Origin of the sequence: Enterococcus sp. DIV0561, assembly GCF_050539875.1 — a bacterium.
Lineage (GTDB): Bacteria > Bacillota > Bacilli > Lactobacillales > Enterococcaceae > Enterococcus > Enterococcus faecalis.
In genome coordinates, this window is sequence record NZ_CP172927.1 from 1 (window position 1) to 22,353 (window position 22,353).

The window sequence follows — 22,353 nt, forward strand, 5'->3', positions numbered from 1 at the left end:
ATGCCCGACGTGGAAAGTTTTTGGCATAGCCTTGAAGAAGCTTATCAAGCGATTTTGTCGGCGCCAAGTTTTGATGCTTGGATTAAAACCACACGCCCTTTGAAATTAGACAACAATCAATTGTGGCTAGAAGTCCCTTCTGCAGTTCATCGTGATTACTGGGAAAAAAATCTTTCGGCAAAAATTGTCGAAACTGGATTTAAATTGACCGGTGCAGAAGTGATGCCCCATTTTGTTGTTGCCGATGAAAAAGACGCAGCACTGGCACAAGAACTCGAAGAACCTGCCGAAGAAGAAGTTGTTTTTAGTGAACAAAGTAAAAAAGCGATGCTTAATCCTAAGTACACTTTCGACACCTTCGTTATTGGTAAAGGAAACCAAATGGCTCATGCTGCAGCGCTTGTTGTTGCCGAGGATCCGGGTTCGATTTACAATCCCCTTTTCTTCTATGGTGGTGTAGGGTTAGGGAAAACCCATTTGATGCATGCCATTGGTCATCAAATGTTAGTGAATCAACCAGATGCCAAAGTCAAATATGTTAGTAGCGAAACGTTTACGAATGAATTTATCAACTCAATTCAAACAAAGACATCCGAACAATTTCGGAAAGAATATCGCAATGTTGACTTATTATTAGTCGATGATATTCAATTTTTGGCGGAAAAAGAAGCTACATTAGAAGAATTTTTCCATACCTTCAACGATCTTTACAATGAAAATAAACAAATTGTTTTAACAAGTGATCGCCCGCCGAATGATATTCCAAAATTACCTGAACGATTAGTTTCTCGCTTTGCTTGGGGTTTGTCTGTCGATATCACTCCGCCTGATTTAGAAACACGGATTGCAATTTTGCGCAAAAAAGCAGATGCCGAGCGTTTAGAAATTCCGGATGATACACTAAGTTATATCGCTGGTCAAATTGATTCCAACATCCGTGAATTAGAGGGTGCTTTGGTCCGCGTTCAAGCCTTTGCAACTATTAATGGAGAAGATATTACCACTAGTTTAGCGGCGGACGCCTTGAAATCTCTAAAATCAGTTGGTAGTAAAAATCAATTGTCCATCTTACAAATTCAAGAAGAAGTATCCAAATATTATCATGTGCCTCTTAAGGATTTAAAAGGGAAAAAACGGGTGAAAACAATTGTGGTTCCTCGTCAAATCTCAATGTATCTTGCTAGAGAAATGACCGACAATTCCTTGCCAAAAATTGGTGCCGAATTTGGCGGCAAAGATCATACAACGGTGATTCATGCGCATGAAAAGATTCAGCAATTATTGGAAAAAGATCCAGCGATTCAAAAAGAAGTCAGTGAAATTAAAAATTTATTGAACTCTTAGGATGTGGAAAACTAAATAAAAAAGAACAAAGTTATCCACAACTTATACACAAGTGGATAACTTAGTAAAAACAATGCTCTTTTGACTTTTCCACAGAATCAACATGCCCTATTACTTTTATTATTTATTTATATATAATATACAAAACAGTGGCATACAAAATTAGAACGTATTGAAAATACTTAAAAAGGAGTTTACATTATGAAATTAACGGTCAAACGAAGTGTCTTTTTACAAGAATTACAAACTGTTCAACGAGCAATTTCTTCTAAAACAACGATTCCAATCTTAACAGGTGTTAAAATTGTGTTATCAGAAGATGGCTTATCACTTACTGGGAGTAACGCGGATATTTCAATTGAAAGTTTTTTAAGTAAAGATGATGAAAAAGCTCGAATGACCATTGAACGCACAGGTAGCATCGTTTTACAATCTCGTTTCTTTGGCGAAATTATTCGTAAATTACCAGAAGATATGTTCACAATGGAAGTTCTAGATAACAATCAAGTTGCAATTACTTCAGGAAAAGCTGATTTTACGGTTAATGGATTAGATGCTGACAATTATCCGCACTTACCAGTAATTGATACTCAAAACCAAATGAAATTACCTGTTCATTTATTGACAAAAATTATTAGTGAAACAGGTTTTGCTGTCTCGATGCACGAAAGTCGTCCAATTTTAACTGGGGTCCACTTTATTTTAGAAAATCAAAAATTACTTGCCGTTGCGACAGATTCACATCGTTTAAGTCAACGTGTGATCCCGACAGAACAAGCAGTAGAAGACTTTAACATTGTAATTCCAGGAAAAAGTTTAACTGAACTTTCTCGTTCATTAACCAATGAAGAAGAAATGGTTGAAATCAGCATTATGGAAAATCAAGTGCTATTTAAAACAGAAACAATGTACTTCTATTCTCGTTTGTTAGAAGGAAATTATCCTGATACCAACCGTTTAATTCCAACTAGCCATAACACGCAAATTGAATTTTATGTACCAGAATTGCTTTCAGCAATCGAACGTGCCTCTTTACTTTCTCATGAAGGACGTAACAATATTGTTCGCCTTTCAATTTCAACAGATTCTGTTGTTTTATATGGAAATTCACCTGAAATTGGAAAAGTCGAAGAAGCGTTAAACTATGAAAATGTTTCTGGTGAAGCGTTGGATATTTCTTTCAACCCAGATTATATGAAAGATGCGTTGCGAGCGTTTGGCGATATGAATATTACCGTGAAATTCCTTTCTCCAATTCGTCCGTTTACATTGGAGCCAACCGAAACAGAACTAGATTTCATTCAACTAATTACACCGGTTCGTACAAATTAATCATGTTTAAAAAAGACCTTCGGAAAATCACTATGATCGCCGAAGGTTCTTTTTTGTCGTCTGTTTAAAGCCGATAAACGCTGCTAGATAAGCTTTTTAAAACTGGAATAGCTTTTACGCTAATATGATTGTGAATGTTTGAACTATCGTTTGACGAATAAATTCAGCTTTTTTTTTCATGGATAAAGAAAAAAGCCCTTTAATTTTTCGTTTAAGAGCTGTTCAGTTTTTTATGAACATTTCCTAGTGAAAGAAGTTTACGTTGCTTAAAACGACGCTCAGACCTCTACAAGCTACTTTTCTTCAATGCATGCCCTCTTCGTTTGTCTTTGAGTTACCCCAAATTGTTTTTTAGTTAAACGCTACTCGTCATTTCTGCCAAATCAGGCCCCTTTTTTCTCAAGAAAATATCAATTTCCGTTTTAAAATGCTTTTTAAGAGTTTTTTTATCCTAATAATATTTTCGGTCATTTAGAATTAAAATTGCTTAGAATGAAAATTAGACAGATAAATTTGTTTTCTCTTATGAAAAAGGGTATAATATATATGAGAACGTATTAGAAAAAAGAGGGATGCACATTGAAAAAAACGTTTGTTTTAGCAACTGAGTATATAACGCTTGGTCAGTTTCTTAAAGAAATCAACGTCATTGGTAGTGGCGGCCAAGCCAAATGGTATTTGGCAGACAATAGCGTGTTTGTTGATGGCGAGTTGGAAAATCGTCGCGGACGGAAACTTTATGCGGGCATGATGATTGAGATACCTGAAGAAGGTACTTTTTTTATGGTGAAAAACGGAAACGAGTCCGACGATGCGGCTGAATGAGCTGACACTTCAGCATTATCGTAATTATGAAACAGTCAGCTTAGATTTTCCAAAAACGTTAAATCTTTTTTTAGGCGAAAACGCCCAAGGAAAAACCAACTTGTTAGAAAGCATTTATGTTCTAGCAATGACACGAAGTCATCGAACCAGCAATGAAAAAGAATTAATTGGCTGGGAACAAGCAGCAGCTAAAATTAGTGGCGTAGTTGAAAAAAAGACAGGCACCGTGCCGTTGGAAATTTTAATTTCCAACAAAGGACGTAAAACCAAGGTTAACCACATTGAGCAAAAAAGGCTCAGTGCGTACATTGGGCAATTGAATGTTATTTTATTTGCCCCAGAAGATTTATCTTTGGTGAAAGGCTCACCTCAAGTCCGCCGGAAATTTATTGACATGGAACTCGGACAAGTGAGTCCTATTTATCTTTATGATCTTGTCCAATATCAGTCTGTTTTAAAGCAACGGAACCAATACCTAAAACAACTAGCTGAAAAGAAACAAACAGATACTGTTTATCTGGATATTTTGACAGAGCAGCTAGCTGAATTTGGCGGGAAAGTTCTATACGCTCGGTTAGGTTTTCTTAAAAAATTAGAACACTGGGCAAACTTACTCCATCAAAAAATTAGTCATGGACGCGAAACGCTCACCATTGACTACGCATCAAGCATCCCAATTGACAACACGGATCTTTCCTTAGAAGCACTTCAAAATCAATTGCTCCAACAATTAATGAACAATCGTAAGCGTGAATTGTTTAAAGCGAATACTTTTTTAGGCCCTCATCGTGACGATTTGCTATTTATTGTCAATGGTCAAAATGTTCAAACGTATGGCTCACAAGGCCAACAGCGAACGACAGCTTTAAGTATTAAATTGGCAGAGATTGATTTGATGCATTCAGAAACAGGAGAATATCCTGTGTTATTACTAGATGATGTCATGAGTGAATTAGATAATGAACGTCAAATTCACTTGTTAGAAACGATTGAAGGCAAAGTTCAAACGTTCTTAACGACAACTAGTTTAGATCACATAAAAGACAAGCTAACAGTTGAACCAGATATTTTTTATGTTCAACAAGGCAAGATAGAAAGGAATTCAGCGACATGACAGAAGAAGAAAAAAACATGAGAGAACGTGCGCAAGAATATGACGCTAGTCAGATTCAAGTTTTGGAGGGCTTAGAAGCTGTCCGGAAACGTCCTGGTATGTACATAGGTTCTACTAGTGGCGAAGGGTTACACCACTTAGTATGGGAAATCGTTGACAACTCTATCGACGAAGCCTTAGCAGGATTTGCTAAATCAATTCAAGTAATTATCGAACCAGACGATAGTATTACTGTTATCGATGATGGTCGTGGAATTCCAGTCGGGATTCAAGCCAAAACAGGTCGCCCAGCTGTGGAAACAGTGTTTACAGTGCTACACGCCGGCGGGAAATTTGGCGGTGGCGGCTATAAAGTATCAGGTGGCTTGCACGGTGTTGGTTCCTCTGTTGTTAATGCTTTATCGACCAGTTTAGATGTTCGTGTTTATAAAGATGGCAAAGTGTATTACCAAGAATATCGTCGTGGTGCGGTTGTTGATGACCTAAAAGTTATCGAAGAAACGGATCGTCACGGAACCACTGTTCACTTTATTCCAGATCCTGAAATTTTTACAGAAACAACCGTTTATGATTTTGATAAATTAGCAACACGGGTTCGTGAATTAGCCTTTTTAAATCGAGGCTTACACATTTCAATTGAAGACCGTCGTGAAGGACAAGAAGATAAAAAAGAGTATCACTATGAAGGCGGGATTAAGAGTTATGTTGAGCATTTAAATGCCAATAAAGACGTTATTTTCCCAGAGCCAATCTTCATTGAAGGAGAGCAACAAGATATTACAGTGGAAGTGTCAATGCAGTATACAGATGGCTACCACTCAAATATTTTAAGTTTTGCCAACAATATTCATACTTATGAAGGCGGAACGCATGAATCTGGTTTTAAAACTTCTTTAACACGTGTGATTAATGACTATGCACGTAAACAAAAATTGATGAAAGAAAACGATGAAAAATTAACTGGGGAAGATGTTCGTGAAGGCTTAACCGCAGTGGTTTCCATCAAACACCCAGATCCTCAATTTGAAGGACAAACCAAAACGAAATTAGGAAACTCAGAAGTACGGACCGTCACGGATCGTTTATTCTCAGAATACTTTACAAAATTCTTGATGGAAAATCCAACAGTCGGTAAACAAATTGTCGAAAAAGGTATGTTGGCCTCAAAAGCTCGTTTAGCCGCTAAAAGAGCCCGTGAAGTCACCCGTCGTAAAGGCGCTTTAGAAATTAGCAACTTGCCAGGGAAGCTGGCTGATTGCTCAAGTAAAGATCCGGAAAAATGCGAATTATTTATCGTCGAAGGAGACTCGGCCGGCGGTTCAGCAAAACAAGGCCGTAGCCGTGAATTCCAAGCCATTTTACCAATTCGTGGGAAAATCTTGAATGTCGAGAAAGCCAGCATGGATAAAATTTTAGCCAATGAAGAAATTCGGTCATTATTTACAGCTATGGGAACAGGCTTCGGCGAAGATTTCGATGTTTCTAAAGCACGTTATCACAAACTAGTGATTATGACCGATGCCGATGTCGATGGTGCGCATATTCGAACGTTGTTATTAACCTTGTTCTATCGCTTCATGCGGCCAATTGTTGAAGCTGGTTATGTGTATATTGCCCAACCACCACTATATGGTGTGAAACAAGGGAAAAACATCACCTACGTTCAACCGGGCAAACATGCTGAAGAGGAACTAGCAAAAGTGTTAGAAGAATTACCTGCTTCACCAAAACCAAGTGTTCAACGTTACAAAGGGTTGGGTGAAATGGATGATCACCAACTTTGGGAAACAACAATGGACCCAGAAAAACGATTAATGGCGCGAGTGAGTGTCGATGATGCCATTGAAGCTGACCAAATTTTTGAAATGCTAATGGGCGATCGTGTGGAACCACGTCGTGCGTTTATCGAAGAAAATGCCCATTACGTGAAAAACTTGGATATTTAATGTGTCGCAACGTTGTAAGAGACGCTAGAACATATATTTAGAGGGGAAAAAATTCATGAGTGAAGAAATTAAAGAAAACATTCAAGACGTCAATCTGACCAGCGAAATGAAAGAATCTTTCATTGACTACGCAATGAGTGTTATCGTAGCCCGCGCGTTACCTGACGTTCGTGACGGTTTAAAACCTGTTCATCGCCGAATCTTATATGGAATGAACGAATTAGGGGTAACCCCTGATAAACCACACAAAAAATCAGCCCGGATTGTTGGGGATGTTATGGGTAAATATCACCCCCATGGGGACAGTGCGATTTACGAATCAATGGTGCGGATGGCACAACCTTTTAGTTATCGGGCTATGTTAGTTGACGGCCACGGAAACTTCGGTTCTGTCGATGGTGACGGCGCTGCCGCTATGCGTTATACCGAAGCACGTATGAGTAAAATTGCTTTAGAAATGCTACGAGATATTAACAAAAATACAGTCGATTTCCAAGGAAACTATGATGATTCAGAACAAGAACCAGTAGTTTTACCTGCTCGTTTTCCAAACTTACTAGTTAACGGAACAACGGGGATTGCGGTGGGGATGGCAACAAATATTCCACCACACAATTTAAGTGAAGTGATTGATGCAACAAGTTTATTGATGGACAATCCTGATGTAACGACGAATGAATTGATGGAAGTGTTACCTGGACCAGATTTTCCAACAGGCGGTTTAGTGATGGGGAAATCAGGGATTCGCCGAGCATATGAAACGGGGAAAGGTTCGATTACAGTTCGTGCAAAAGTTGAATTGACTGAAATGCCGAATGGAAAAGAACGTATTTTAGTAACTGAATTGCCTTATATGGTGAATAAAGCCAAATTAATCGAACGAATTTCTGAATTACACAGAGATAAACGAATTGAAGGAATTACTGATTTGCGGGATGAATCTTCTCGTGAAGGCATGCGGATTGTCATCGATGTTCGTCGAGATGTGAGTGCCTCTGTTGTGTTAAACAACTTGTACAAAATGACTGCCTTACAAACATCTTTTGGTTTTAACATGTTAGCCATTGAAAAAGGTGTACCGAAAATTTTAAGCTTGAAACGTATTTTAGAAAACTACGTCGAGCATCAAAAAGAAGTCATTACTCGCCGGACGATTTTTGACAAAAACAAAGCAGAAGCACGGGCACATATTTTAGAAGGTCTCCGAATTGCCTTAGATCATATCGATGAAATCATTGCCATTATCCGTGGATCACAATCAGATGACGAAGCAAAAGCAACGTTAATTGAACGCTTTGAATTTTCAGATCGTCAAGCGCAAGCGATTTTAGATATGCGTTTACGCCGTTTAACAGGCTTAGAACGCGACAAAATTGAAAATGAATATCAAGAGCTATTGAAATTCATTGCGGACTTAGAGGACATTTTAGCCCGCCCAGAACGCGTCATTGAAATCATTAAAACAGAGTTAAATGACGTTCGTACAAAATTTGGTGATGCACGACGCACAGAATTATTAGTAGGTGAAGTCTTAAGTCTTGAAGATGAAGATTTAATCGAAGAAGAAGAAGTCGTGATTACGTTAACCAATAACGGCTACATTAAGCGGATGGCAAACTCTGAATTCCGGGCGCAACGCCGTGGCGGACGTGGTGTCCAAGGCATGGGCGTTCATGATGATGATTTCGTGAAAAACCTAGTTTCTTGTTCAACACACGACACGTTATTATTCTTTACGAACACTGGGAAAGTTTACCGAGCAAAAGGTTACGAAATCCCTGAATACGGTAGAACAGCAAAAGGAATTCCAGTGATTAACTTACTGGGAATTGATTCTGCAGAAAAAATTCAAGCGATTATTTCTGTTGAGGGCAAAGCGGAAGCAGGTAAATACTTGTTCTTCACAACCTTAAAAGGAACCGTCAAACGGACAGCCGTAACAGCCTTTTCTAATATCCGTAGTAATGGATTAATCGCCATTAGCTTAAAAGAAGATGATGAGTTAGTTAACGTGGTAACGACTAATGGCAATCAGAAGATGATTATCGGAACACATGCAGGATACTCTGTCACATTTGATGAAAATACTGTACGTGATATGGGCCGGACAGCATCAGGTGTTCGTGGAATCCGTCTCCGCGAAAATGATTATGTGGTCGGCGCAGCGATTCTGGATGAAAATAAAGAAGTCCTAGTCATTACTGAAAATGGTTATGGTAAGCGTACAAAAGCTTCTGAATATCCAGTTAAAGGACGTGGCGGTAAAGGGATTAAGACAGCAAATATCACTGAGAAAAATGGTCCATTAGCTGGTTTAACCACGGTCAATGGTGATGAAGATATCTTATTGATTACGAACAAAGGCGTCATTATCCGCTTTAACGTTGATTCTGTTTCTCAAACAGGACGCGCAACATTAGGGGTTCGTTTAATGAGAATGGAAGATGGTGCCAAAGTGGTAACAATGGCTGTTGTAGAACCAGAAGAAGTGGAAGAAGAAATCGTTGAAGTTGTAGAAACAACAGAAAACGAAACAACATCAGAAACAGAAGAATAACATAAAAAAGTTTCGCCAGTTGGCGAAACTTTTTTATTGGGGCTTTTCAAAACTATTTCTTGCTTTTGTCCATCAATTAGCATATAATTAGAGATTGTGAACTACCTTTTTAGGTATGTTCTCCTTGCTCTTAGCCAACTAAGAGCCTTGAAGTCCATAGGGAGGTGAAAATCAATGAGTCAAGATACGAAGTACGAAATCATGTACATTATTCGTCCGAACATTGATGAAGAAGCAAAAACTGCTTTAGTAGAACGTTTCGACACAATCTTAAAAGATAACGGAGCAGAAGTTATCGAATCTAAAGATTGGGAAAAACGCCGCTTAGCATATGAAATGAACGGATTCCGTGAAGGCATCTATCATATCGTTAACGTTACTTCTCCATCAACAGCTGGCGCAATCAACGAGTTTGATCGTTTAGCAAAAATCAATGACGATATTATCCGTCATATGATCGTGAAGGTAGAAGCATAATTTGTTTCACATGAAACATTTATTGACGAAAGGAGATGTTTTGAATGATTAATAACGTTGTATTAGTCGGAAGATTGACAAAAGATCCTGACTTACGTTACACCGCGAGTGGTTCAGCTGTTGCGACCTTTACACTTGCTGTAAACCGTAACTTTACGAATCAAAATGGTGACCGTGAAGCAGACTTTATCAACTGTGTGATTTGGCGTAAACCCGCAGAAACAATGGCTAATTATGCCCGTAAAGGTACATTATTAGGTGTTGTCGGAAGAATTCAAACTCGTAACTACGAGAACCAACAAGGTCAACGTGTCTACGTAACTGAAGTGGTTTGTGAAAACTTCCAATTGTTAGAATCTCGTTCTGCTTCAGAACAAAGAGGAACTGGCGGCGGTAGCTTTAATAACAACGAAAATGGTTATCAATCACAAAATCGTAGCTTTGGTAATAACAATGCCGGTTCTGGATTTAATAACAACAACAATAGTTTCAATCCATCATCTTCTCAGTCGCAAAACAATAACGGTATGCCTGATTTCGATAAAGATTCTGATCCATTTGGTGGCTCAGGTTCATCTATCGACATTTCAGATGATGATTTACCATTCTAAACGAATTTGATAGGAGGGAACAAGAATGGCACAACAAAGAAGAGGCGGACGTAAACGTCGTAAAGTCGACTACATCGCAGCAAACCACATCGAATACATCGACTATAAAGATACTGAATTGTTAAAACGATTCATTTCAGAACGTGGCAAAATTTTACCACGTCGTGTTACAGGTACTGGCGCTAAAAACCAACGTAAATTAACGATTGCTATTAAACGCGCACGTATCATGGGATTATTACCATTCGTTAGTGACGAACAATAATTTTATGACAATTTCCAGAACCAAAGAGCTTGCTCTTTGGTTCTTTTTTATCTTGACTAGTGTTTCACGTGAAACATAACAAGGTTCGCAGAATGAAGTGTTTTGTGATAAAATAAAGGATGAAATAACTAGTGAATCACCAGAGCAATATGCTCGTTGGAACAAGTCGCCTCAAAGGTCTGCAGAAAGATTGGAGGCAAAAAAATGCAAAAGAAGAGAATTCAAAAAAACGGTTTCTTAATTGTTGTGGGTCTTCTCTTAGTAGAATTTCTCCTCTATTTCTTATTAACAAATAAATGGCTGCTATTGGCGGTAATTATCGCATTAGATATCTTTCTCTTAGTGGTTATTCGGCTGTTGATTAGAGATGTAGAAATTACGAACGTAGAAAAGATTCAAGAAGCAAGTTCCATTGCTGAACAATCGTTGGATTATGTTGTGAATGAAGTACCTGTGGGAATTATTACGTATAACGGGGAAACACGCGCGGTAGAATGGCTTAATCCTTATGCTGCTTCTATTTTTAATAAAGACAATCAGCTAACGTTAACCGCTAGCCAAGTGACGTCCTATTTAGAATTAGCAGAACGAAACCAAGATATCTTTACGATTGATGAAAATACCTATCGCTTTAGCGTCAATAAAGAACAACATACAATTACTTTTGAAGATATCACTAAAGAAAGTAATTTGTATCAAGAAAAAGTCGAAATGCAAACGGCTATTGGCATTGTGTCTGTCGATAATTATGATGATGTCACCGATACAATGGACGAGAAAGAAATTTCTTATTTGAATAGTTTCATTACGACGATGGTTTCTGATTGGATGGACCAATACAAAGTTTTTTATAAGCGAATCAACGCAGAACGTTATTTTTTCATTGCCCAATGGGAAGATATTCAAAAAATGATGGACGAAAAATTTTCTATTTTGGATACGATCCGTAAGGAATCAGCTAACCATGAAGTAGCCATTACGTTAAGCATGGGGATTGCTTATGGGGGGCCAACCTTAGATCAAACCGGGACCACGGCTCAAACAAACCTAGATACAGCTTTAGTACGTGGCGGCGATCAAGTGGTTGTAAAAGAAGCCAAAGATGAAGCGAAGCCGTTATTTTTTGGTGGAAAAACGGCAGTAACGACGAAACGTTCCCAAGTACGTTCTCGTGCAATGAGCATGGCAATTAAGGGAATTATTGCGGAATCAGCTGACATCTATATTATGGGCCATCGTTATCCAGATATGGATGCGTTAGGTTCAGCATTTGGTGTTGCTCGTTTAGCTTCGTTTAATAATCGAAAAGCGTGGATTGTTTTAGATGAAAATGAAATCATTCCCGATGTCAAAAGAGTGTTAGAGGCGATTAAAGAGTACCCAGAATTAGAAGAGCGCATTATTAGTCCTAAAGAGGCCATGAAGCGCAAGAAAGAAAGTAGCTTATTAGTTATGGTAGATTACCATAAACCGTCTCTATCGATCTCACAAGAGCTCTATGAGCGTTTTGATAAAGTGGTAATCATTGATCACCATCGACGAGGAGACGAATTTCCAGCAAAACCCTTGCTTTCTTATATTGAATCTTCTGCCTCTTCTGCTTCAGAATTAGTCACAGAATTGATCGAATACCAAAGTAATAGCGCAAATAAACTGCAGGCCTTTGAAGCAACCATGATGTTGGCGGGAATTGTGGTTGATACGAAAAGTTTCAATACACGAACGACGGCGCGAACATTTGATGTGGCTAGTTATTTACGAACTTGTGGAGCAGACTCATCTTTAGTACAATATCTATTAAGTTCTGATCTTACAAGCTATCTGGAAATGAACAACTTAATCTCTAAAAGCGAATATGTCACAAAAGATACCGTCGTTGTTGCCGGGAGTGAAGACAAAGAATATGATAGTGTCACAGCTGCCAAAACAGCGGACACATTACTTTCTATGGCAGGGATTAATGCAGCATTTGTCATTACCAAGCGGACGGATCAACAGATTGGCATTAGTGCTCGGAGTAATGGTTCAATTAATGTCCAAATTATTATGGAAAATTTAGGTGGTGGCGGTCACTTTACTAATGCGGCAGTACAATTATCAAACGTAACAGTAGCAGAAGTAAAAGAGCAACTACTTGATGTAATTCGTCAAAATATTAATGAAATGTATGAACAGGAGTGAAGGAAATGAAAGTCATTTTTTTACAAGACGTTAAAGGAAAAGGAAAAAAAGGGGACGTAAAAGAAGTGCCAACTGGTTACGCCCAAAACTTTTTAATTAAAAATGGTTATGCGAAAGAAGCCAATAAAGGAAGCATGAGTGCGTTAGCGGGTCAAAAGAAAGCCCAAGAAAAACATGAAGCAGAAGTTTTAGCACAAGCAAAAGAAATGCAAGCCTTTTTAGAAGATGAAAAGACTGTTGTAGAGATCAAGGCAAAAGCTGGAGAAGACAGCCGTTTATTTGGCTCAATTCCTTCAAAACAAATTGCAGAAGCCTTAAACAAACAATACAATGTAAAATTGGATAAACGCAAAATCGAATTAGCCAACCCAATTCGTTCTCTAGGTTACACTAACGTACCAGTCAAACTACATCATGAAGTTACAGCGAAAATTAAGGTTCATGTCGTAGCGGAATAATACAATTGATAAAAAAGAAGCCGATTTCCCCGGCTTCTTTTTTATATCAAATAAATTACTAGAATTATTTTTATAATGTTTAAAAATAAAATAAAAAAACACTTTAAATTAATAAAAATATTATATTTTTATTAATTGTATATTTTTTAAAATTGGAAAGTGAACTAAAAATAGAGAAATCAGCAGAGAAAAAATGTACTTTTTTTAATGAAATTGTGTTAAAATGGATAGACTAAATGAACCAGAAAGTAAGACATCGTGGGAGAGAACAAAATGAATGAATTATTGCAAGATAGGGTACCGCCACAAAATATTGAAGCGGAACAAGCCGTTTTAGGTTCTATTTTCTTAGATGCAGATGTGCTAATAGAAGCGATGGAATATGTGGAACCTAAAGATTTCTATCGTCGTAGTCATCAGTTGATTTTCCAAACGATGATGACCTTAAGCGACCGAAATGAAGCGATTGATGTGGTAACAATCAAAGATCGCCTAGAACAAGAGAATTTGTTAGAAGATGTTGGTGGACTAAGTTATCTGTCAGATTTAGCTTTAGCTGTGCCGACAGCTGCCAATGTCATTTATTATGCAAAAATTGTTGAACAAAAATCGTTGCTGCGCAACTTAATCCAAACTGCTACAGAGATTGTAACTAAAGGCTTTGAGCAAGGTGAAGATGTTGAATCTATTTTGGATGATGCAGAACGAAGCATTTTAGAAGTCTCTGAAAAGCGGAATCGCAGTGGCTTTTTATCAATTTCAGATGTTCTAAATACAACTATTGCGAATATTGACCAATTATACCAAAATGATGAAGAGATTACTGGTTTACCTACAGGCTATCAAGCATTGGATAAAATGACTGCCGGCTTGCAAGCGGAAGAGCTAATCATTCTAGCGGCCCGTCCAGCGGTAGGGAAAACTGCTTTTGCATTAAATATTGCCCAAAATGTCGGCACCAAAACAGATAAAGCTGTCGCTATTTTTAGTTTAGAAATGGGGGCAGAATCATTAGTGAACCGGATGCTTTGTGCAGAAGGATCCATTGAGGCCAGCCATTTAAGAACAGGGCAATTATCTGAAGAAGAATGGCAAAACTTAATTATTGCGATGGGTAGTTTGTCCCGTGCGGATATCTATATTGATGACACACCAGGGATTAAAATTACCGAAATTCGTGCGAAATGTCGTAAATTAGCACAAGAAAAAGGCAACTTAGGTCTAATTTTGATCGACTACCTACAATTGATTGAAGGAACTGGAAAAGAGAACCGCCAACAGGAGGTTTCTGATATTTCACGTCAATTAAAAAAATTAGCGAAAGAATTAAAAGTCCCGGTTATCGCTTTGTCACAGCTTTCTCGTGGCGTGGAACAACGTCAAGATAAACGTCCTGTGTTAAGTGATATTCGTGAATCAGGTTCCATTGAGCAAGATGCCGATATCGTTGCCTTTCTTTATCGTGATGATTACTATGATCGTGGTGAAGGAGAAGACGGCGATCATGAGCCACCAGAAGTTGACAATGTTGTAGAAGTCATCATTGAGAAAAACCGTAGTGGTGCGCGTGGAACGGTCGAATTACTTTTCATTAAAGAATATAATAAATTTTCTTCGCTTTCGCCGAGGACAGAATTTTAAAAAAACGAACTCATTTTTTGAGTTCGTTTTTTTGCTTATTAAGGGATTAAAATCAGAGAGTAAAACACGAACAATATTCGTATATTTTATTATTTTACAAAAACATAACTAAAAATGTTCGTATTTTTGACAGAAACGCTTTTGATTGTGAAAGAATATTCGATTTTTACCCTTGAAAGGGACTGGTTTTACTGGTACAATGATTCAGGACAAAAAAATTATGAACGAGGTGTTCGAATGTCATCAGTAGTAGTTGTTGGAACGCAATGGGGCGACGAAGGTAAAGGAAAAATTACAGACTTTCTAAGTGAAAACGCAGAAGTGATCGCTCGTTACCAAGGCGGAGATAACGCCGGACATACCATTAAATTCGACGGCGTAACGTATAAATTACATTTAATTCCTTCAGGGATTTTCTATAAAGAAAAAATTAGTGTAATTGGTAACGGCGTAGTTGTGAATCCAAAATCTTTAGTAAAAGAATTAGCTTATTTAAAAGAAAATAATGTTGCCACTGATAATTTACGTATTTCAGATCGTGCCCATGTCATCTTGCCGTATCATATTAAATTGGATCAATTGCAAGAAGATGCGAAAGGTGAAAACAAGATTGGGACAACGATTAAAGGAATTGGCCCAGCCTACATGGATAAAGCAGCACGGGTGGGAATCCGTATCGCTGATTTATTGGATAAAGAAATTTTTGCGGAACGTTTGAAAATTAACTTAGAAGAAAAAAATCGTCAATTCGTTAAAATGTTTGATAGCGAAGCCATTGAATTTGATGATATTTTTGAAGAATACTATGAATACGGACAACAAATTAAACAATATGTTACAGATACTTCGGTTATTTTAAACGATGCATTAGATGCTGGAAAACGGGTTTTATTTGAAGGGGCACAAGGTGTCATGTTGGATATCGATCAAGGAACCTATCCATTTGTTACTTCCTCTAATCCAGTAGCTGGTGGCGTAACTATCGGTAGTGGCGTTGGTCCATCAAAAATTAATAAAGTGGTTGGTGTCTGCAAAGCGTACACTTCACGTGTCGGTGACGGCCCATTCCCAACAGAATTATTTGATGAAACAGGAGAAACCATTCGTCGTGTCGGTAAAGAATACGGAACAACAACAGGACGTCCGCGTCGTGTCGGTTGGTTTGATTCAGTAGTTATGCGTCATTCAAAACGTGTATCAGGGATTACAAACTTGTCATTAAACTCGATTGACGTGTTAAGTGGTTTAGAAACGGTGAAAATTTGTACAGCTTATGAACTTGATGGTGAATTAATTTATCATTATCCAGCAAGCTTGAAAGAATTAAGCCGCTGTAAACCAGTTTATGAAGAATTACCAGGTTGGTCTGAAGATATCACTGGTTGCAAAACTTTAGCTGATTTACCAGCTAATGCTCGTAACTATGTGCATCGGATTTCAGAATTAGTTGGTGTGCGCATTTCAACATTCTCTGTAGGTCCAGACCGTAACCAAACGAACGTTTTAGAAAGCGTTTGGGCACAAATTTAAGCAGATTTTTAAGGGAACGTAAAGGATGGCTTATGCCAATTCAGCCTTTACGTTCTTTTTTAATTTTATATAAAAATGAAAAACTATGGTAAAATAAAAGAAAACATGAAGGGGGCAATTGTCCGTGAATTATCAATTAGTGACAGATTCTTGTTGTGACTTGCCGTATACATACTTAAAAGAAAACCAAGTACCTTTTATTAGCATGAATATTCAAATTGACGGGAAAGAATATCGCGATGATTTAGGCGAAACGTTTGATTATCAGAACTTCTTAACGGCCATTAAAAATGGAAGTATGCCCACTACCTCTCAAGTTAATGTAGGACGCTACAATGAATTTTTCCGTCCTTTTGTGGAGCAAGGGTTACCGGTAATTTATTTAGCTTTTTCATCTGGGTTAAGTGGCTCTTATCAAAGTGCGTTGCAATCAGTAGAGATGTTAAAAGAAGAGTACGATAATGTAGAAATTCATATTATTGATACAAAAGCAGCTAGCTTAGGTCAAGGGATGTTAGTCCGAGAAGCCATTCGATTACAAACAGATGGTCATTCATTAGGAGAAGTTGTTGCCTATCTTGAAGAGCAAAAAATGAAACTTCACTCGTGGGTAACGGTAGATGATTTAAAACATTTAGAACGTGGCGGACGGATTTCTAAAACAGCGGCAGCGCTTGGTGGCTTAATGAACATTAAACCAATTATTCGCGTGGATGCGGCGGGTAAACTAGCATCCGTTGGTAAAACTCGTGGACGAAACAAGTCCTTGCAAAAGATTGCGCAAGAAACGATTCAAGGCATTGTAGAGCCAATGAAACAAACACTATTGATTGCATATGCAGGAACGAAAGATGACGCGGAAAAAGTCAAAGAATTAATTGAAAAAGAAATAGAAGTTAATGAGATACTGATTTATCCTCTAGGACCCACTATTACTAGTCATACTGGAATAGGTTGTATTGCTGTGTTTTCTTTTGGTGAAAAAAGAAAATAAAAAATGAGCCTGGGACAAAAATCACTTTGGATTTTTGTCCTAGGCTTAAAAATTGATAAACGGCGGGAACAGAAGCAACACTACGCGTTGCTCCGATCTCAACAACTTCTAAGAGCTAAAGCTCTAAGAGTTGAAGGTCCTTCGGAAATAAGCCGAAATTCTCCAAAAATTATAGAACAATTTTCGGAAATTCCTTCTTATTTCTCGGAGTTAAACGTTTCTGTCCCGACCTCATTTTTTAATAATCTGAACTGAATAAAACGTCCATTTGTTTTTGAATTTCTGGGTTTTCCAAGAATTCATCATAGGTTGTTTCTGCCCGATCAATGACCCCTTTATCAGAAACAGCAATAATTCGGTTCGCTAATGTTTGGATAAATTGGTGGTCATGTGAAGCAAAAAGAATTGAACCAGTGAAAGCCATCAACCCATCATTTAACGCAGTGATTGATTCTAAGTCTAAGTGGTTCGTTGGATCATCTAAAACTAAGACATTGGCTTTGGAAAGCATTAATTTTGAAAGCATGACACGCACTTTTTCGCCTCCGGAAAGAACATTGACTGGTTTTAGTACCTCTTCACCAGAGAATAACATCCGACCTAAGAAACTACGTAAGAACGTATTGTCATCTTCTTCTTTACCAGCAAATTGACGTAACCAATCTAAAATGGTTAATGGCTCTTCAAAGTCTTTGCTGTTGTCTTTTGGTAAATAAGCTTGGCTAGTTGTAACGCCCCAACGAACAGAACCTGTATCGGGAGTAATTTCGCCCATAATCACTTTGAATAACGTAGTCGTTGTAATATCTGAGTCAGCGATGAATGCCACTTTATCATCTTTTGTTAAGTTGAACGAGATATTATCTAAGATTTTTTTGCCATCAATCGTTACAGAGACATTTTCAACTTGTAATAAGTCATTGCCGATTTCACGTTCTGGTGTAAAACCAACGAATGGATAACGACGAGAGGAAGGTTGAATGTCATCTAAGGTAATTTTATCTAACATTTTTTTACGTGACGTTGCTTGTTTTGATTTTGAGGCATTGGCGCTAAAACGAGCGATAAAGTCTTGTAATTCTTTGATTTGTTCTTCTTTTTTGGCATTAGATTGTGCTTGCAATTTTGTCGCTAGTTGGCTTGATTCCAACCAGAAATCATAGTTACCAACGTAAAGTTTGATTTTACTAAAGTCTAAATCTGCCATGTGGGTGCAGACTTTGTTTAGGAAATGACGGTCATGGGAAACCACGATAACGGTATTTTCAAAGTTGATTAAAAATTCTTCTAACCAATTGATTGAGCGGGTGTCTAAACCATTTGTCGGCTCGTCTAATAGTAAGACATCTGGTTTACCAAAAAGAGATTGAGCTAATAATACTTTGACTTTTTGACCAGCTGTTAATTCGCTCATTTTTTGATCATGTAATTCTTCTGGAATGTTTAGCCCTTGGAGTAAAACAGCTGCTTCAGGTTCTGCTTCCCAACCGTCAAGTTCAGCAAATTCGCCTTCTAGTTCTGCGGCACGAATCCCATCTTCATCTGAAAAATCTTCTTTCATATAGATAGCATCTTTTTCTTTCATTACTTCGTAAAGACGTTTATGTCCCATAATTACAGTTTCTAAAACAGTGTAGTCTTCGTAGTCAAAGTGATTTTGTTTCAGCGTTGCTAGTCGCTCATTAGGACCCATTGAAACCACGCCAGTTGTCGGTTGAATCTCACCTGATAAAATTTTAAGAAACGTTGATTTTCCTGCACCGTTTGCGCCGATTAAGCCGTAACAGTTGCCAGGAGTAAATTTAATATTCACTTCTTCAAAAAGTTTACGATCTGGAAATTGTAAACTTACATCATTAACAGTAATCAATTGTTTTCCTCGCTTTTAATATATTCTTGAACCTCTCTGCATTATATCGGCTACAGAACCTTTTTTCAAGGAGTTTCAATCTTTTTACAGAAACGAATAAAAAGGTGGGTTTTTTATAGAAAAAAAGGCGTTATTTTAAAATGTTTCATGTGAAACAGAAAATTTTTTCATGAAAGGGTTTTTAGTGTATTTTTTTAATGATACACTGTATCATGTAAATTAATTAGTGTATCGATTAAAGGAGCCATCAAAAATGAAGCGGATTGAAAAAATCTATCAATATGTTAAAGAGCAAACGAAGAATTTAACACCAATGACCTTAACAAGTGATGCGGGAGTCACGACACAAGAAATTTCAGAACGTTTAAACATTCAGAGGACCAATGCTAGTAAAGATTTGAATCAACTCGTTCGTGAAGGGCGCTTGAAAAAATTATCTGGTCGACCAGTAAAATATGTCGCGCAGGTGGCGTTTCAGCATCGACCATTAACCAAGCCAGTTAAAAGTTATCGGGAAAAATCAATGGATCACTCCACAAAAACTTTTATCGAACCATTGGTTGAACCAGTAGTCACGACAAGTAAAACCCCAGAAGTTGAAGATATTTTCAAAAAAATTATCGGTTCAGCTGGAAGCATGAAAACGCCGGTGGAACAAGCCAAAGCAGCGATTTTATATCCGCCAAAAGGCTTGAATTGTTTAATTACTGGACCAACAGGTTCTGGGAAAACTTATTTTGCTCATGCCATGTTTCAATTTGCGAAGCTGAACCAAATTGTGGCCAAAGAAAAAGAGTTTGTGGTGTTTAACTGTGCAGACTATGCGCATAATCCAGAACTTTTGATGTCGCATTTATTTGGGTATGTAGAAGGGGCCTTCACAGGCGCTACGAAAGCGAAAGAAGGGATTATTGATGAAGCAGATGGCAGCATTCTGTTTTTAGATGAAGTACATCGGTTACCACCCGAAGGACAAGAAATGATTTTTTATTTTATGGATCACGGCGTGTACGCGCGTTTAGGTGAAACAGTGAAATCACATCATGCGGATGTTCGGATTATTTGTGCTACGACGGAGAATCCTACTTCTTCTTTATTGAATACTTTTGTGCGACGCATTCCGATTATCATTCAATTACCGAACTTTAGTGACCGTCCTGCGAAAGAAAAAATTGACCTCCTAAAAGTGATGGTTTCAATGGAAGCAGCGCGGATTCAACGGCGAATCTCTTTGTCAGAAGATGTGGTCAAAGCGTTAATCGGAAGTGTTTCTTATGGAAATGTCGGTCAGCTAAAATCGAATGTGCAACTTGTGACTGCGCGAGGGTTCCTTAATCAGATGGAACAAGAGGAATTAATGATTACGATGGACGAATTAACGGACAATATTAAAGAAGGCATTATGCAACTTGCCAGTAATCGAGAAGTATTGTCGGAGTTATCGAAATATCTGGAACCGCAATTAGTGGTATCACCAAATGAATCTTTAGTAGCTATTCAGTCAGATGCCTATGAATTGCCTTACAATCTATATGAGATTATTGGAGATAAAGCGGCTCTCTTAAAAGCAGACGGCTTGGACCAAGAACTAATTAATAATTTTATTACAACGGATATCAATGTTCATTTAAAATCTTTCTACAAAGATTATGGATTCACCTTTGATACAGAAAATAAATTGGCTGAAATTGTTGACCAACGAATTATTGATGTCACTAAGAAAATTTATAATTTTGCAGCGAAGCGGTTATCGTATTCGTTTCAACCCAACTTTATTTATGCAATGAGTTTACACATTAGTTCTTTCTTGAAACGCATCCAATTAGGCAAAGATCCTAAGCATCCTTTAAATGAAAGTATTCGAAATATGGTTTTAGATTATCCAACAGAGTTTGAAATAGCGAAAGAAATTAAAAATATTATTGAAAGTAGTTATCAGATGGAGATTCCTGAATCTGAAAGTTACTATTTAGCTGTTTTGCTCATTTCTTTAAGAGAAAATCCTGAGGCTGGCCGGATTGGCATTGTCGTGGCTGCGCACGGAAATAGTACCGCTAGCAGTATGGTACAAGTGGTTTCTCAATTGTTAAATGTTGATAATTTGAAGGCTGTGGATATGCCGTTAGATATGCCACCGAAAGAAGCTTTGCGTAAAATCGTTGAAGCAGTTGGTGAAGTGAATGAAGAGAATGGCGTACTATTATTGGTGGATATGGGTTCATTAAGTACGTTTTCAGAAGAAATTGTACGCCAGACAGGCATTGATGTGCGGACAGTAGACATGGTGACCACGCCAATTGTGCTTGAAGCGGCCCGCAAAACCGCATTAATTGATACACAATTGGAAACACTTCACGAGTCCTTAAAAAACTTTCATGGCTATGCCGATATTCGCCAAAGTGAAACGAAACAAATCATTGAAAATTGGAAAACAAGAGCAATTATTGCTATCTGCGCTTCTGGAGAAGGAACTGCGCGCCGAATGAAAGAGCTTATTGAGGAAGCTGTCTTGCCACAAATAGACTGGCATTTAGAAGTGATTCCTTTGTCCATTGTAAATATGAAAGAAGTCTTGCCTAAAATTCAAGAAGACTATGAAATTATTGCGACAACTGGGATTACCAATCCCAAAATTGGAGTACCTTATATTTCCATGGAAAATTTCTTTTCCGGTGAAGCAGAAAAAATTATTCAGCAATTACTAGCAGAGCGGAAAGAAGAAGTAATGAATAAGCCGTTGGACGAAGCGGCAGCAAAAGAAATTTGTCTCAAATATATGGAGCAAAGTTTCACTTTTATTAATGGAAAAAAAATCATTGATCTGTTGTGGTCATTCGCTAAAAATATCCAAACCCAATTAGCGATGCCAGAAGAGTACACATTTTACATCAATTTGATTATGCACACATCGGGCATGTTGGAGCGTATTTTACGGAATGATACACTGACGGTTTCAGAAAAGGAACTTGGTCAATTGGTTCAAGAGCCAATTTATCCAGTGATTGTGGCCTCAATTGAGACTATGGAAGAAGCTCTTAATATGGATGTTCCAGCAGAAGAAATTTATTTTATCGCACAGTTAGTCAAAAATGCCCAGTGTATCGAAGATAAAATCACCGAAATTGATACACTAGATTAATACAGAAAAATAGATACACTATTTATTAGTGTATCTATTTTTTGATTTTCTTAAAAAAACCTATAATTT

At 37.8% G+C, this 22,353-nt stretch carries 16 protein-coding genes; 15 read left to right on the plus strand and 1 reads right to left on the minus strand.

The window, feature by feature from the left end; all coding sequences use genetic code 11:
- The 14 genes from dnaA to IGM13_RS00070 all read left to right on the plus strand — a co-directional run bounded on the left by dnaA (position 1) and on the right by IGM13_RS00070 (position 17,275).
- Complete coding sequence (gene dnaA, locus IGM13_RS00005) at positions 1-1,344, plus strand: chromosomal replication initiator protein DnaA (RefSeq protein WP_002356013.1); 1,344 nt, start codon at positions 1-3, stop codon at positions 1,342-1,344.
- Positions 1,345-1,545: 201 nt separating this feature from the next.
- A complete protein-coding gene (dnaN, locus tag IGM13_RS00010) occupies positions 1,546-2,676 on the plus strand; it encodes a DNA polymerase III subunit beta (RefSeq protein WP_002419450.1) in 1,131 nt (376 codons plus the stop codon).
- A 579-nt stretch (positions 2,677-3,255) separates the two neighbouring features.
- Positions 3,256-3,501 carry a S4 domain-containing protein YaaA gene (gene yaaA / locus IGM13_RS00015; RefSeq protein ID WP_002356015.1) on the plus strand — a complete coding sequence of 82 codons (246 nt, stop codon included), beginning with the start codon at positions 3,256-3,258 and terminating at the stop codon, positions 3,499-3,501.
- Positions 3,488-4,615 (plus strand): DNA replication/repair protein RecF, encoded by a 1,128-nt coding sequence (gene recF / locus IGM13_RS00020; protein WP_002356016.1) that lies wholly within the window; start codon positions 3,488-3,490, stop codon positions 4,613-4,615. The genes yaaA and recF overlap by 14 nt, the downstream gene beginning before the upstream one ends.
- Positions 4,612-6,561: a DNA topoisomerase (ATP-hydrolyzing) subunit B gene (gene gyrB, locus IGM13_RS00025; RefSeq protein ID WP_002359210.1), complete on the plus strand. Its 1,950-nt coding sequence runs from the start codon at positions 4,612-4,614 to the stop codon at positions 6,559-6,561. The genes recF and gyrB overlap by 4 nt, the downstream gene beginning before the upstream one ends.
- Before the next feature lie 55 nt (positions 6,562-6,616).
- On the plus strand, positions 6,617-9,118 hold the full coding sequence (gene gyrA, locus IGM13_RS00030; protein ID WP_002361457.1) for a DNA gyrase subunit A: 2,502 nt from the start codon (positions 6,617-6,619) through the stop codon (positions 9,116-9,118).
- 174 nt (positions 9,119-9,292) lie between these two features.
- Complete coding sequence (gene rpsF, locus IGM13_RS00035; protein ID WP_002356019.1) at positions 9,293-9,595, plus strand: 30S ribosomal protein S6; 303 nt, start codon at positions 9,293-9,295, stop codon at positions 9,593-9,595.
- A gap of 44 nt (positions 9,596-9,639) precedes the next feature.
- A complete protein-coding gene (gene ssb, locus IGM13_RS00040) occupies positions 9,640-10,206 on the plus strand; it encodes a single-stranded DNA-binding protein (RefSeq protein WP_002364599.1) in 567 nt (188 codons plus the stop codon).
- A 25-nt stretch (positions 10,207-10,231) separates the two neighbouring features.
- Entirely contained in the window at positions 10,232-10,471 is a 240-nt protein-coding gene (rpsR, locus tag IGM13_RS00045) for a 30S ribosomal protein S18 (RefSeq protein WP_002356021.1), read from the plus strand.
- Between the two features lie 156 nt (positions 10,472-10,627).
- On the plus strand, positions 10,628-12,652 hold the full coding sequence (locus tag IGM13_RS00050) for a DHH family phosphoesterase (protein ID WP_002363542.1): 2,025 nt from the start codon (positions 10,628-10,630) through the stop codon (positions 12,650-12,652).
- Positions 12,653-12,657: 5 nt separating this feature from the next.
- The gene (gene rplI, locus IGM13_RS00055; protein WP_002356023.1) at positions 12,658-13,110 is read left to right on the plus strand and encodes a 50S ribosomal protein L9; all 453 of its coding nucleotides are present in this window, start codon (positions 12,658-12,660) and stop codon (positions 13,108-13,110) included.
- 273 nt (positions 13,111-13,383) lie between these two features.
- Positions 13,384-14,751: a replicative DNA helicase gene (gene dnaB / locus IGM13_RS00060; RefSeq protein ID WP_010816223.1), complete on the plus strand. Its 1,368-nt coding sequence runs from the start codon at positions 13,384-13,386 to the stop codon at positions 14,749-14,751.
- Positions 14,752-14,988: 237 nt separating this feature from the next.
- A complete protein-coding gene (locus IGM13_RS00065) occupies positions 14,989-16,281 on the plus strand; it encodes an adenylosuccinate synthase (RefSeq protein WP_002376293.1) in 1,293 nt (430 codons plus the stop codon).
- 124 nt (positions 16,282-16,405) lie between these two features.
- Entirely contained in the window at positions 16,406-17,275 is an 870-nt protein-coding gene (locus IGM13_RS00070; RefSeq protein ID WP_002359214.1) for a DegV family protein, read from the plus strand.
- 238 nt (positions 17,276-17,513) lie between these two features.
- On the opposite strand, the gene IGM13_RS00075 is transcribed toward IGM13_RS00070, so the two are convergent.
- On the minus strand, positions 17,514-19,145 hold the full coding sequence (locus IGM13_RS00075) for an ABC-F family ATP-binding cassette domain-containing protein (protein WP_002359215.1): 1,632 nt from the start codon (positions 19,143-19,145) through the stop codon (positions 17,514-17,516).
- Positions 19,146-19,398: 253 nt separating this feature from the next.
- On the opposite strand from IGM13_RS00075, the gene IGM13_RS00080 reads away from it, so the two are divergent.
- Positions 19,399-22,284, plus strand: coding sequence for a sigma 54-interacting transcriptional regulator (locus IGM13_RS00080; RefSeq protein WP_002419447.1), 2,886 nt, complete (start codon positions 19,399-19,401; stop codon positions 22,282-22,284).
- Positions 22,285-22,353: the final 69 nt, after the last annotated feature.

Bases quoted from the DNA above. Each gene is read 5' to 3' on its own strand.
- recF (WP_002356016.1), top strand. From the start codon at position 3,488: ATGCGGCTGAATGAGCTGACACTTCAGCATTATCGTAATTATGAAACA.
- gyrA (WP_002361457.1), top strand. From the start codon at position 6,617: ATGAGTGAAGAAATTAAAGAAAACATTCAAGACGTCAATCTGACCAGC.
- gyrB (WP_002359210.1), top strand. From the start codon at position 4,612: ATGACAGAAGAAGAAAAAAACATGAGAGAACGTGCGCAAGAATATGAC.
- rpsR (WP_002356021.1), top strand. From the start codon at position 10,232: ATGGCACAACAAAGAAGAGGCGGACGTAAACGTCGTAAAGTCGACTAC.
- IGM13_RS00080 (WP_002419447.1), top strand. From the start codon at position 19,399: ATGAAGCGGATTGAAAAAATCTATCAATATGTTAAAGAGCAAACGAAG.
- IGM13_RS00065 (WP_002376293.1), top strand. From the start codon at position 14,989: ATGTCATCAGTAGTAGTTGTTGGAACGCAATGGGGCGACGAAGGTAAA.
- ssb (WP_002364599.1), top strand. From the start codon at position 9,640: ATGATTAATAACGTTGTATTAGTCGGAAGATTGACAAAAGATCCTGAC.
- rpsF (WP_002356019.1), top strand. From the start codon at position 9,293: ATGAGTCAAGATACGAAGTACGAAATCATGTACATTATTCGTCCGAAC.
- dnaB (WP_010816223.1), top strand. From the start codon at position 13,384: ATGAATGAATTATTGCAAGATAGGGTACCGCCACAAAATATTGAAGCG.
- dnaA (WP_002356013.1), top strand. From the start codon at position 1: ATGCCCGACGTGGAAAGTTTTTGGCATAGCCTTGAAGAAGCTTATCAA.
- dnaN (WP_002419450.1), top strand. From the start codon at position 1,546: ATGAAATTAACGGTCAAACGAAGTGTCTTTTTACAAGAATTACAAACT.
- rplI (WP_002356023.1), top strand. From the start codon at position 12,658: ATGAAAGTCATTTTTTTACAAGACGTTAAAGGAAAAGGAAAAAAAGGG.